Below are 12596 nucleotides of genomic sequence, written 5' to 3'. Positions count from 1 at the left end.
CCTCGCCCGCACTACCGGGCGAGCAGTTCGGCCAGCCCGTCGTCCAGTCCGAGCCGCGCGCCCTCGCTGCCCGGAGGCACCGCCCGCAGGGTCCGCTCCAGCCAGGCGGACACCTGCGCCGACGGCGCCTCCAACAGGGCGTCTCCGTCCGGGCTGCTCAGCGCCATCAGGACGACGCTGCGGCCCTCGGCCTTCGACGGCCACACCCGCACGTCCCCGTGCCCGCACGGCCGGAACACCCCCTCCACCAGGAGCTCGCGGGCGAACGTCCAGTGCACGGGGTGGCCGGAGTCGACGTGGAAGGTGATGCGCACGGCGTACGGGTCGTCGGCGAGGTAGGTGAGCCTGGCCGGGACCGGGACGCCGTACTCGGGCGACAGGATGAGCCGCAGCTCCAGCTCGCGCTCCACGACGGTGATGTGCATGGCGGATGTGTCCTCTCTCGTACGGTCCGCACGGGCCGCCCGGAGCGGGCCCGTACGAGGGAGAGCGGCCTCGGCCGTGAGCGTTACGCGGGTTCGCGGAACTTTTTCCGACGGCCTCCCCGGACCGCCGGACTCCTCCTCCGTGTGAAGGTCCGTGCACGAGGTTGCCCGGAAAGGGGCGGGTACGGCGGGACTGGCCGTACGGGTTGCGCCCGTCTGATAGATGTGGAGGCCCCCAAATCAACCCCCGAGCAGATACGGGACGACGGACATGAGCGCCCCAACCCCGGCCCCCGGTGACGACAGGCCCCGCGAAGGGTATTACCCGGACCCGTCCATTCCTGGATACGTCCGGTACTGGAACGGTGCCTCCTGGGTGGCCGGCACCAGCCGGCCGGCGCCCAAGGACGGTGAGCCGCTCGCCCCGCCGCCCGGCGTGCGGCCCGCGGCACCCGCGGTGGCCTCCGTGGAGGAGACCGGGCCGCACTTCTTCGACGAGGACCCGGTCGAGGAGCCGTCCGCCGGTGCGTCCCAGCACGGCAGCCGTCCGGAGCCCGCCTCGGCCTGGGGCGCCGACCACACGGGGCAGCCCGGGAGCGCTCGCGTCGCGTGGCCCAACGCCCAGGGAGCCGACCCGAGGGTGCCGCACGCGCGGACCGGGCCCGGCGGCGGGGCGGGTGCGGGCGCCTCCGGCGAGATTCCCGGACAAGCGCCCGCAGGACCGGCGCCCCGGGGACAGGCCGGGCCGACCGGCGCCGCACCGGCGCACGCGGCCTCCCCGACCGACCGGCCCGCCACCGGGTCTGCCGGCGCCGGACCGGCCGCCACCGGGTCCGCCGGTGCCGGACAGGCTTACGGGGACCCCGCTTCCGCTCGGTCCGCCGCTCCCGCATCCGGCGCCTCCGGGTCCGCCGGTGCCGGGCAGGCCTACGCGGACCCGGCTGCCGCTCAAGTCGCCGGTGACGGCTCCGCCGACGGGCGTGCCGGTCGGTCCGGTGTCTCGTCCGGGGACGCGGGAAACCCGGCGGGCGGCGCACCCGCCGACGCCGAGGGCGGGGCGGGCAGCACCTTCGTCTTCCGCCGCCCGACGGCCGGGCCGCAGGCGGCCCCGGCCGCCGACGAGGGCACCATCACCTTCCGCGCGGTCCCGCCGCGCGCGGCACCCGGCACCCCGGACGCCTCCGCCTCACCCGGCACGGGCGGCCCCGGTTTCGCCGCCGGGAAGGGCGCCGCCGCCCGGGCCGCCGTCCAGGGCACGGCGGGGCCCCAGCAGGCTCCCGCGGCCGCCCCGACGGCTCTCTCCGGCCCGCAGCAGGCGGGCGGCCCGGCAGGATCCGCCGTCCCCCGGCAGGCCGCCGCACCCCAGCCCCAGCCCGTCCAGTCCCCGCCCCAGCCCGCCGCCTCGGCCCCGGTCGCCGTCGGTCCCGGTGGCGGACAGTCCTCCTGGGCGCAGCAGGTGCACCGACTCGCCGGTGCGGGCGGGGACGACCAGCCCGTCGTGCCCTGGAAGCCGCCCGTCGACGACGTGTTCCAGGCCGCCGCCCGGCGCCAGGCCGCGGCCCGCCCCGCCGGGGTCGGCAAGCGGCTGGCCGCCCGGCTGATCGACACCGTCGTCCTGGCGGGCGTCACCGCCGTGGCCGCCGTACCCCTCGGCGCCAAGGCGATCGACCACGTCAACGACAAGATCGACGCGGCCAAGCTCTCCGGCGAGACGGTCACCGTCTGGCTGCTCGACGGCACGACGGCCACGTACCTGGGCATCGTGCTGGCCGTCCTGCTGCTCTTCGGCGTCGTCTACGAGGCGCTGCCCACCGCCAAGTGGGGCCGCACCCTGGGCAAGAAGCTGCTGGGCCTCGAGGTGCGGGACATCGAGGCGCACGAGCCCCCGTCCTTCGGCGCCGCGCTGCGCCGCTGGCTGGTCTACAGCGTCCCCGGCCTCCTGGCGGTCGGAGTCGTGGGCGTCGCGTGGTGCCTGTTCGACCGCCCGTGGCACCAGTGCTGGCACGACAAGGCGGCCGGCACGTTCGTCGCGGGCTAGCCGGGCGGGCGGGGCCGCGGGGCATCCGTCTCGCGGTCGGGTGCGGGTGGTGTGCAGCCGGTCGCGCAGTTCCCCGCGCCCCTTTCAGGGGGCGTTCAGTGGACGTGCCCCGAAGGGACGCGGGGCTGTGACATCAGCGGCTCCGCAGCGGGGCGCGAGCAACCACGACGCACCCGCACCCGCCGACGAAACCCGCACCCCCTCCCCGAACGGCGCACCCCCGTCCGCCGAACGTCGCAGCCCCGTCCACCGGACGGCCCCTCGGCGGATGCGCCGTCGAAGAGCCCGAGGTCCACTCGGGCCATGAGCAGCGAACCGCCCCACGGCCCCGGCGGGCAGCCGCCCGAGGACGACCCGTTCAGGAAGCCGCCCCCGTCCCCCGGTCCGGGCCCGGGCGGCTCGGGCTCGCCGTACGACAACCCGCCGCCGCACGGGGGCGGCGAGCCCCCGCCCGACGGCGGAGGAGGGCCCTACGGCGGCGGAGGCCCCTACGGCGGTGACCCGTACGGCGGCGGTTCCTACCCCAGCGACCCGCTGGCCGGCATGCCGCCGCTCGCGGACAGCGGCCGGCGCACGCTCGCCCGCATCATCGACATGATCCTCGTGGGCATCGTGGTCTGGCTGCTCAGCTGGGCGTTCAACGTCCAGGAGTATTCCGTGGACGGCGACGAGGTCGCGGCCGGCAAGTCCTTCGGACAGTCCCTGATCGCCGCCGTGCTCTACATCGCCTACGACACCTACATGATCGCCCGCACCGGCCAGACGCTCGGCAAGAAGTGGCTCGGCATGCGGGTCGCCAATCTGGACAACGGCGCCACGCCCTCCGTGCAGACCTCGCTGATCCGCGCCCTCGTGCTGTGGATCCCGTTCGCCTTCTGCTGCGCCTGCGTGTGGACGATCATCGCGGGCGGCTGGAGCTTCTTCGACAAGCCCTACAAGCAGGGCCTGCACGACAAGGCGGCCAAGACGGTGGTGGTCAGCACCCGTTGAGGACCGCCGGGCCCGCGGTCAGGCGGCCCGGCCCCGCACCGACTCGCCGGCCCCCGCGTGGACCCGGGAGGCGGCCGGCACCGGTTCCTCGGCCGCCGCGGGCCGCACGGCGGCCACCGGGCGGGTCCTCGGCAGCGGCACCGTCACGGCGACCAGCAGTCCGAGGGCGAGGGCGGCGACGGCGATGACCGCGACTCCCGGACCCGAACTCGTCCGTGACAGCAGCAGCATGGCGAGCGTCGAGACGATCACGGTGCACGAACCGTAGGCGAACTGGGCGGCAGTCGGACGGGGCATGGCCATCGTGTCCTCGGAAGGCAATCTGTGGGTAAGACCGGCTGTCAGCCTGGCTTTCCGCCGACCCCGGGCGTTCCGCCAACCGACTCTAACGGGCTGTGTGCCCGAGTGGAACAAACAGTAAGCGTGACCTAACCGACAGGGCAGATGCACGGGGGGCGCACGGATTCATGGAGTCGGACGCGGGGCCCCTCCCACGCGCCCGCGGGCCTGGACGGTGTCCGTAAAGCGAACGACGACTCCGCATAGTGCACTTGTTCTGCTCAAGTCAAGGTCTGTCTTTTCCCGCGAACCTCTAGTCAAATGTCGTCACTTGACTACACGCGTTGATCACGTGTGCGCGGACTTTGCCATGTCCTGGGTCCCCCGATCCGCGCGCGTGGACGCGGGGGAGGAACTCAAGTGACCAGCAGATCCTGGACGTTCAGAACGGCGGCCACCGCCGTCGCGCTCGCCGCGGCGGGCGCCACACTCTCCGCCGCCACTGTGGCGTACGCGGACGCGCCCATCCGCCCGGCAGCCGCGGAGGGCAACGACCCCCACCCGGCCAAGGGTATGGACTCGCACGACCTCGACGGCCCCCTCAGCAAGACCCAGGAGGCCCAGCGTCAGGAGGCGCTGAACCAGGTCATCGCCGGCAAGGCCTCGGTGAAGAAGAAGGACGGCTCCAACGTCGTCCAGCTCAAGAGCAAGAAGGGCGACGCCAAGTACGTCGAGCTGGGCCGGGAGAAGACCGACAAGATCTTCACCATCCTGGTCGAGTTCGGCGACAAGACCGACAGCCGCTACGGCGGCGAAGCGGGCCCGCTGCACAACCAGATAGCCAAGCCGAACCGCAAGACGGACAACTCCACGGCCTGGCAGGAGGACTACAACCAGCAGCACTTCCAGGACCTCTACTTCGGCTCCGGCACGGGCGTCAACTCGGTCAAGACGTACTACGAGAAGCAGTCCTCGGGCCGCTACTCGGTCGACGGCGAGGTGTCCGACTGGGTCAAGGTCCCGTACAACGAGGCCCGTTACGGCAACAACGCCTGCGGCGACACCAACTGCCCGAGCGTGTGGAACGTCGTCAGCGACGGTCTGAACGCCTGGGTCGCCCAGCAGAAGGCGGCCGGCCGCACCGACGCCCAGATCAAGGCCGACGTCGCCCGCTTCGACGAGTGGGACCGCTACGACTTCGACGGCGACGGCGACTTCAACGAGCCGGACGGCTACATCGACCACTTCCAGATCGTGCACGCCGGCGAGGACGAGTCCGCGGGCGGCGGCGTCCAGGGCACCGACGCGATCTGGGCCCACCGCTGGTACGCCTTCGGCACCGACGCCGGCGCCACCGGCCCGTCCGAGAACAAGCTCGGCGGCGCGCAGATCGGCTCCACCGGCATCTGGGTCGGCGACTACACCATCCAGCCGGAGAACGGCGGACTCGGCGTCTACGCCCACGAGTACGGCCACGACCTCGGCCTGCCGGACCACTACGACACCGCCGGCGGCGACAACTCCACCGGCTTCTGGACGCTCATGTCGTCCGGCTCCTGGCTCGGCACCGGCCGCAACGAGATCGGCGACCTGCCCGGCGACATGAACGCCTGGGACAAGCTCCAGCTCGGGTGGCTGAACTACGACACCGCCAAGGCGGGCGTCAGCTCCTGGCACAAGCTGGGCGTGGCCGAGTACAACACCAAGCACAAGCAGGGTCTGGTCGTCGAGCTGCCGAAGAAGGCGGTCACCACCGAGATCGTTCCCCCCGCGCAGGGCCAGACCCAGTGGTGGAGCGGCAGCGGTGACGACCTCAAGAACACGCTGACCCGCAGCGTCGACCTCACCGGGAAGACGTCGGCCGCCCTCACCCTCGACGCCTGGTACGACATCGAGGCCAACTACGACTACCTCTACACCGAGGTGTCCACCGACGGCGGCGCCAACTGGACGGCCCTGGACGGCACGTTCGACGGCCGGCCGATCGAGCGCGACGGCAGCGACAAGCCGGCCCTGAGCGCCTCCGTCGACGCCTACGGCAAGCTCGTCTACCCGCTGGACGCGTACGCCGGCAAGAAGATCGACCTCCGCTTCCGCTACCAGACCGACGGCGGTCTGGCCATGAAGGGCTTCACCGCCGACGAGATCACGGTGACGGCCGACGGCGCGGCGCTCTTCTCCGACGACGCCGAGACCGCGGACGCCGCGTGGACCGCGAAGGGCTTCACCCGTCAGGGCGCGTCCTTCACCAAGGACTACGCGCAGTACTACATCGCCGAGAACCGGCAGTACGTGTCGTACGACAAGACGCTGGAGACCGGTCCGTACAACTTCGGCTCCACGGCCCGTCCGGACTGGGTGGAGCACTACCCGTACCAGAACGGCCTGCTGATCTGGAAGTGGGACACCTCCCAGGCGGACAACAACACCAGCCAGCACCCCGGCACCGGCCTGGTCCTGCCGATCGACTCGCACCCGACGGCGATGACGTGGAAGGACGGCACCCTGCTGCGCAACCGCATCCAGGCGTACGACTCGCCGTTCAGCCTCTACCGCACGGACGCCATCACGCTGCACAAGGCGGACGTCGCGAAGTACTTCCCGGGCTCGAAGGGCGTCTCGGTCTTCAACGACCGCAAGAACACCTACTACGACCCGGCGAACCCGACCGGTGGTGTCAAGATCACTGACACCAACACCCAGATCAAGATCCTCAAGGAGGCCAAGAACGGCTCGACGATCGAGCTCGAGGTGGGCTCCGCAGGTAGGTAAATAGTATCTGCGCAGGTCAGCGCATGATCGGCGGCGACCCCCTGGCGGGTCGCCGCCGATCCGTGTTTAGGTGCGTCCTGTGGCTCGCTTATTGACACCGGAACCCGCACCGACCGACACGGGGGTATGACCGCATGGCCGCAGGAGGCTTCTGCAAGCTGCCGAACGGCACGGTGGTGGTGGCACTGAACCTGCCCAGCCCCGCCGCCGCCGGAGGCAACGTGCGCGTACTCGTCCACGCCCACAACCGGGCGCGCGCCCTGACCAGGCTGCGCAACCTGGGACTGCGCGCGGTCTACCTGCGGGGCAACGCGGCACCGCCCACCCCGGACGAGATCACGGCGGTCCTGCACCACCCCGACGGCCTGATATGGCGCACGGCTCCCGTGGGCGGGGCCCTCGTCCAGGAGCTGTGGCACCCGATCCGGGCGCTGCTCAGGCGCCCGACGGCCCAGGCCTAGGCGAGCCGCCTACTGGACGACGGGCTTGCCCGACAGCTCCACGCCCGCCTCCCGCAGCTCCTCCAGCGCCCGCTCGGTCGTCTCCGGGGCGACTCCGGCGGTCAGGTCGAGGAGCACCTGCGTACGGAAGCCCTCCCGGGCGGCGTCCAGGGCGGTGGCCCGGACGCAGTGGTCCGTGGCGATGCCGACGACGTCGACCTCGTCGATCTGCCGGGCGCGCAGCCAGTCGGCGAGCGTCGTGCCGTTCTCGTCGGCGCCCTCGAAGCCGCTGTAGGCCGCCGAGTACGCCCCCTTGTCGAAGACGGCGTCGATGGCGCCGGAGGCGACGGCGGGGGCGAAGTTCGGGTGGAAGCCGACTCCCTCCGTGCCGGCGACGCAGTGCGCCGGCCAGGAGTGGACGTAGTCGGGGTTGTCGGCGAAGTGGCCGCCCGGCGCTATGTGGTGGTCGCGGGTGGCCACGACGTGGCGGTAGCCGGCGGGCGCCTGCCCGATCAGCTCGGTGATGGCGGCGGCCACGTCGGCACCGCCGGTCACCGCGAGGCTGCCTCCCTCGCAGAAGTCGTTCTGCACGTCTACGACGATCAAGGCGCGGCGCATGGTCGGTGTCCTTCGACTGGGGCGGCTAGGTCGGTGGGGGCACGGGGGACGAGGAGGGGCGGGCGGTGCGGTCCTTTTCGCGGCGCACCAGCTTTAGTTACCCGACCCTCCGTGCACGTACTCCGTCGGAATGACGGGTTCCCCCCGGGAGAGCTGGGTCGCGGACAGCGGCAGGTTGGCGCGGGCGGCGGCGTGCCGGTCCCGGGCGACGTCCAGCGGCTCACGGGCGACGACCTCGCCACCCTTGACCAGCTGGACCAGGAGCTGCCGGTCGGCGAGGCCCGCGGGGACCGGACCGGTGCCCACGACCTCGGCCTCCGCGTAGCCGTAGGAGTCCAGGCGCCGGGCGGCCCACTTGCGGCCGCCGATGGAGGTCTTGCCGCCGGTGGACTTCTTGGCCACCGGCACCAGCGGCGCCCCGGGCTCGCCCGACTCGGCGCGCGCGACGAGCTTGTAGACCATTGAGGCCGTCGGGTGCCCGGAGCCGGTCACCAGCTGGGTGCCGACGCCGTACGCGTCCACGGGCGCCGCCGCCAGCGAGGCGATGGCGTACTCGTCCAGGTCGGAGGTGACGACGATCTTCGTCTCGGTGGCGCCCAGCTCGTCCAGCTGCTGCCGCACCCGGTGCGCGACCAGCAGCAGGTCGCCGGAGTCGATGCGTACGGCGCCCAGTTCGGGCCCGGCCACCTCCACGGCCGTGCGGACGGCCTCGGCGACGTCGTAGGTGTCCACGAGCAGCGTGGTGTCCCGGCCGAGGGCGTCCACCTGGGCGCGGAAGGCGTCGCGCTCGGTGTCGTGCAGCAGGGTGAAGGCGTGGGCGGAGGTGCCGACGGTGGGGATGTTGTAGCGGAACCCGGCGGCCAGGTCGGAGGTGGTGGCGAAACCGCCGACGTAGGCGGAGCGGGCGGCGGCCACCGCGGCCAGCTCGTGGGTGCGGCGGGCGCCCATCTCGATCAGCGGCCGGTCACCGGCGGCGGAGGCCATGCGGGAGGCGGCGGCGGCGATCGCCGAGTCGTGGTTGAGGATGGACAGGAGCACCGTCTCCAGGAGCACGCACTCGCCGAAGGTCCCCTCGACCCGCATGATCGGCGAGCCGGGGAAGTACACCTCGCCCTCCGGGTAGCCCCAGATGTCGCCGCTGAAGCGGTAGTCGGCGAGCCAGTCCAGGGTCTCGCCGTCGACGATGTCCTTCTCGCGCAGGAAGCGCAGGACGCCGGCGTCGAAGCGGAAGTTCTCCACCGCGTCCAGCACCCGTCCGGTGCCCGCCACGACGCCGTAGCGGCGTCCGTCCGGCAGTCGCCTGGTGAAGACCTCGAACACACTCCGCCGTCCGGCCGTGCCCGCCTTCAGGGCGGCTCGCAGCATGGTCAGCTCGTACTGGTCCGTGAAGAGCGCCGTCGAGGGAACGTCCACCGGCAGCCCAAGGTCCGCTACGTCCACCGAACTCTCCTAGCTATGACTTTCCGGGCGCCCCCGGGCAGGCCGGGGGTCCGGGGGTCGTCCCCCGGGGCGTGCAGCATGGCAAGGATCGTACTCCCATTTCGTCAGTCTGACGATTTAAGGTCGGGTGGCGGCACGCACAGGCCCGTTTGTGCGGGTGCCCCCCTGTGGTGGCAGCATGGGCTGTGTGACGGCAGCCGCACCCATGGAGATCGAGAAGACCGAGTCGGCGGAGGAGGTCTTCGCCGTACCCGAACCCGACGTGCCCTGGGTGACGATCGTGCACAACGACCCCGTCAACCTCATGAGCTATGTGACCTACGTCTTCCAGTCGTACTTCGGCTACTCGAAGGACAAGGCCACCAAGCTCATGATGGACGTCCACCACAAGGGCCGGGCCGTCGTCTCCAGCGGCAGCCGCGAGGAGATGGAACGGGACGTGCAGGCCATGCACGGCTACGGCCTGTGGGCCACCCTCCAGCAGGACCGGAAATGACCGACGCCCGCCCGCAGGACGGAAGCAGCTGAATCACCTCCATGCCAGGACAGTTCGAACCGCTCCCCGGCGGCGGCGCGGCCGTCGCCCTCGACGACGTCGAGATCTCCATCATCCGCTCGCTCGCGGTCCAGCTCTTGGAGCTGATCGGCCCCGGCCCCGCCGAGAACGCCTCCGACGACCCGCTCGCCGAGCTCTTCGCCGAGGGCCCCAGCGAGCCCCCCTCCGACCCGGTGCTGCGCCGCCTCTTCCCGGACGCCTACGGCGACCCCGAGGGCACCCCGCAGGCCAAGGAGGCCGAGGAGCAGCGGGAGCACTCCGCCGAGTTCCGCCGCTACACCGAGAACGACCTGCGCGCCGGCAAGCGCCAGAACGCGCTCGCGGTGATCCGCGCCCTGGACGCCCTGGCGTCCGCGTCGGCGTCGGCGGGCGAGGACGGTGCGGTGCTGAAGCTGTCGCCGGACGAGTCCCGGCAGTGGCTGGGCGCCCTGAACGACCTGCGCCTGGCGATCGGCTCCCGGCTGGAGATCACCGACGAGGACGACTCCGACCTGCTCTACCGGCTGCCCGACGAGGACCCGCGCAAGCCGATGGTCATGGCGTATCTGTGGCTCGGCGGGCTCCAGGAGACGCTTGTCACCACCCTTATGCCCTGATCGGTCCCGATCGCGAGGCTCGCGCGTCCGCTCAGCGGAGCCTCAAATCCGGATAACGATCGCGTCAAAGCCGCGCCCTTCTTTGCACCCTCAAGGTGCCTTTTGTCCGCTTCTGCCTGTGTGACACATCACAGGCGCCCCCTGTGATCAGTGCTGCGGCCGTGGTAAATCTTCACGACCGCCCGGCGAACACCACCCGAATGTTCGGCCGGGTGCGCCACCGAGCCGGCGGACCGCCGGCCAGGCACGAGCGGGACGCGAGGCCCGCTCAGCTCCATCATCCGGGGGGATCGAGACCCGATCCGAGGCCGACGACAGGCCCGGGTCGGCATGGAGAAAGGCGCACCACACATGACCTCTGCGCAGGTCGACACGGAGAAGGCCCCCGAAGAGGGGTACGAGCGCGGGCTCGGCAGCCGTCAGGTCCAGATGATCGCCATCGGCGGCGCCATCGGCGTCGGCCTCTTCCTGGGAGCCGGGGCCAACATCGCCAAGGCCGGCCCCAGCATCATCCTCATGTACGCCCTCGCGGGTGTGATCATCTTCTTCATCATGCGGGCGCTCGGCGAGCTCCTGCTCTACCGGCCGGTCTCGGGCTCCTTCGCCGAGTACTCACGCGAGTTCCTCGGCCCCTTCTTCGGCTACTTCACCGGCTGGACGTACTGGCTGATGTGGGTGGTCACCGGCATGGCGGAGCTCACCGCCGCCGCCATCTACATCCACTACTGGTTCCCGGACATCCCGCAGTGGGTCTCCGCCCTGGTCTTCCTGGTCGTGCTCTTCGCGGCCAACCTGATCTCGGTCAAGCTCTTCGGCGAGATCGAGTTCTGGTTCTCGATGGTCAAGGTCACCGCCATCATCGGCATGATCGTGATCGGCATCGGCGTGCTCACCCTCGGCTTCAGCCAGGCCGGCGACACCGCCGCCGTCTCCAACCTGTGGGAGTTCGACGGCTTCTTCCCCAAGGGCATCGGCTCGTCCCTGATGACCCTCCAGGGCGTCATGTTCGCCTACCTCGCCGTCGAGCTGGTCGGCGTCACCGCCGGCGAGTCCGAGAACCCGGAGAAGACCCTCCCCAAGGCGATCAACACCCTGCCCTGGCGCATCGCGCTGTTCTACGTCGGCGCCCTCACCGTCATCCTGGCCGTGGTGAAGTGGACCGAGTTCGCCGAGGGCGTCAGCCCCTTCGTCGAGGCCTTCGCGGTCATCGGCATCCCGGCCGGCGCCGGCATCGTCAACTTCGTCGTGCTCACCGCCGCCCTGTCCTCCTGCAACTCCGGCATGTACTCCACGGGCCGCATGCTGCGCACCCTCGCGGACAACGGCGAGGCGCCCAAGGTCTTCAGCCGGCTGTCGTCGACCAAGACCCCGGCGTTCGGCATCACGGTCTCGGTCGTCTTCATGGGCATCGGCGTCGTGCTGAACTACATCGTCCCGGAGAAGGCCTTCGGCTACGTCACCTCCGTCGCCACCGCCGCCGGCATCTGGACCTGGCTGATGATCCTGGTCAGCCACGTCCGCTACCGCCGCGAGGTCGTCGCGGGCCGCCTGCCCGCCTCGTCCTTCCCGGCGCCGGGCGGCTCGGTCTTCTCCTACGTCGCGATCGCCTTCCTGCTCTTCGTCACCGGCCTCATCGCCTACGACGCCGACTCCCGGATCTGTCTGTACGTGATGGCGGGCTGGGCCGTCGCCCTGGGCATCGGCTGGTTCGTGCTCAAGGCCCGCAACCCGCAGATCACCGAGCGCCACGGCGAGCCGGAATTCGAGAAGGTCGGCTGACCGCCACCCCGCCGAACCCCGCCGACCAGCGCCTTCGTGCGCACCCGGACGTCCGGCCGCACGGGCTGCTCGTGGCACCCCGACAGGGCCGCCGCTCAGGATGTCCGGCATATGGGCCGATCCGTACCACCCACCGGTACGGGTCGGCCCTTCTGCTTATGCTGGCCGCATGCTGACCATCACCCAGGCCCTGTACGACCAGATCGTCGCCCACGCGCGCGAGGACCACCCCGACGAGGCGTGCGGCGTGGTGGCCGGTCCCGTGGGCGCCGGCCGTGCCGAGCGGTTCATCCCGATGCTCAACGCCGCCCGCTCGCCCACCTTCTACGAGTTCGACTCGCAGGACCTGCTCAAGCTCTACCGCGAGATGGACGACCGCGACGAGGAGCCGGTGATCATCTACCACTCCCACACGGCCACCGAGGCCTACCCCTCCCGCACCGACATCACCTACGCCAACGAACCCGGCGCCCACTACGTCCTCGTCTCCACCGCGGACACCGACGACGCCGGCGACTTCCAGTTCCGCTCGTTCCGGATCGTGGAGGGCGAGGTCACGGAGGAGGAGGTCAAGGTGGTGGAGGCGTACTGATCTCGCACTGCGGATGAAAACTGTCCGAACGGTGAGATCACACTCCGGAAGCCGGACCGGGAATCGATACG

12 protein-coding genes are annotated in these 12596 nt (G+C 71.1%); 8 read left to right on the top strand and 4 right to left on the bottom strand.

The window, feature by feature from the left end; all coding sequences use genetic code 11:
* Nucleotides 1-11: 11 nt before the first annotated feature.
* On the bottom strand, nt 12-425 hold the full coding sequence (locus ACIRG6_RS04650) for an SsgA family sporulation/cell division regulator (RefSeq protein WP_364822613.1): 414 nt from the start codon (nt 423-425) through the stop codon (nt 12-14).
* A 271-nt stretch (nt 426-696) separates the two neighbouring features.
* On the opposite strand from ACIRG6_RS04650, the gene ACIRG6_RS04645 reads away from it, so the two are divergent.
* Together ACIRG6_RS04645 and ACIRG6_RS04640 are read left to right on the top strand one after the other, a co-directional pair.
* Nucleotides 697-2463: an RDD family protein gene (locus ACIRG6_RS04645; RefSeq protein ID WP_403320676.1), complete on the top strand. Its 1767-nt coding sequence runs from the start codon at nt 697-699 to the stop codon at nt 2461-2463.
* A 303-nt stretch (nt 2464-2766) separates the two neighbouring features.
* Nucleotides 2767-3453: an RDD family protein gene (locus tag ACIRG6_RS04640; protein ID WP_364674907.1), complete on the top strand. Its 687-nt coding sequence runs from the start codon at nt 2767-2769 to the stop codon at nt 3451-3453.
* Nucleotides 3454-3471: 18 nt separating this feature from the next.
* Here the strand turns inward: ACIRG6_RS04640 and ACIRG6_RS04635 are convergent, their stop codons facing one another.
* Nucleotides 3472-3756 (bottom strand): hypothetical protein, encoded by a 285-nt coding sequence (locus ACIRG6_RS04635; RefSeq protein WP_374210375.1) that lies wholly within the window; start codon nt 3754-3756, stop codon nt 3472-3474.
* Nucleotides 3757-4152: 396 nt separating this feature from the next.
* Between ACIRG6_RS04635 and ACIRG6_RS04630 the strand changes: the two genes are divergently transcribed.
* Nucleotides 4153-6504: an immune inhibitor A domain-containing protein gene (locus tag ACIRG6_RS04630; RefSeq protein WP_403320673.1), complete on the top strand. Its 2352-nt coding sequence runs from the start codon at nt 4153-4155 to the stop codon at nt 6502-6504.
* A gap of 134 nt (nt 6505-6638) precedes the next feature.
* Nucleotides 6639-6965, top strand: a complete 327-nt coding sequence (locus ACIRG6_RS04625) for a hypothetical protein (RefSeq protein ID WP_239766333.1) — start codon at nt 6639-6641, stop codon at nt 6963-6965.
* Nucleotides 6966-6974: 9 nt separating this feature from the next.
* Here the strand turns inward: ACIRG6_RS04625 and ACIRG6_RS04620 are convergent, their stop codons facing one another.
* Complete coding sequence (locus ACIRG6_RS04620; RefSeq protein WP_350722564.1) at nt 6975-7562, bottom strand: nicotinamidase; 588 nt, start codon at nt 7560-7562, stop codon at nt 6975-6977.
* A 93-nt stretch (nt 7563-7655) separates the two neighbouring features.
* Entirely contained in the window at nt 7656-9002 is a 1347-nt protein-coding gene (locus ACIRG6_RS04615) for a nicotinate phosphoribosyltransferase (protein ID WP_364674900.1), read from the bottom strand.
* 178 nt (nt 9003-9180) lie between these two features.
* On the opposite strand from ACIRG6_RS04615, the gene clpS reads away from it, so the two are divergent.
* The 4 genes from clpS to ACIRG6_RS04595 all read left to right on the top strand — a co-directional run bounded on the left by clpS (nt 9181) and on the right by ACIRG6_RS04595 (nt 12525).
* Nucleotides 9181-9498: an ATP-dependent Clp protease adapter ClpS gene (gene clpS / locus ACIRG6_RS04610; protein ID WP_003975895.1), complete on the top strand. Its 318-nt coding sequence runs from the start codon at nt 9181-9183 to the stop codon at nt 9496-9498.
* Between the two features lie 41 nt (nt 9499-9539).
* Complete coding sequence (locus tag ACIRG6_RS04605) at nt 9540-10154, top strand: DUF2017 domain-containing protein (RefSeq protein ID WP_365021217.1); 615 nt, start codon at nt 9540-9542, stop codon at nt 10152-10154.
* A 351-nt stretch (nt 10155-10505) separates the two neighbouring features.
* Nucleotides 10506-11933, top strand: a complete 1428-nt coding sequence (locus ACIRG6_RS04600) for an amino acid permease (RefSeq protein WP_403320670.1) — start codon at nt 10506-10508, stop codon at nt 11931-11933.
* A gap of 169 nt (nt 11934-12102) precedes the next feature.
* A complete protein-coding gene (locus tag ACIRG6_RS04595) occupies nt 12103-12525 on the top strand; it encodes a M67 family metallopeptidase (protein ID WP_364674891.1) in 423 nt (140 codons plus the stop codon).
* Nucleotides 12526-12596: the final 71 nt, after the last annotated feature.

It is taken from the genome of Streptomyces flaveolus (assembly GCF_044765825.1).
GTDB classification, from domain to species: Bacteria; Actinomycetota; Actinomycetes; order Streptomycetales; family Streptomycetaceae; genus Streptomyces; species Streptomyces flaveolus.
Note: the sequence above shows the minus strand (reverse complement) of the source record. Positions and strands in the feature narration are given on the sequence as shown.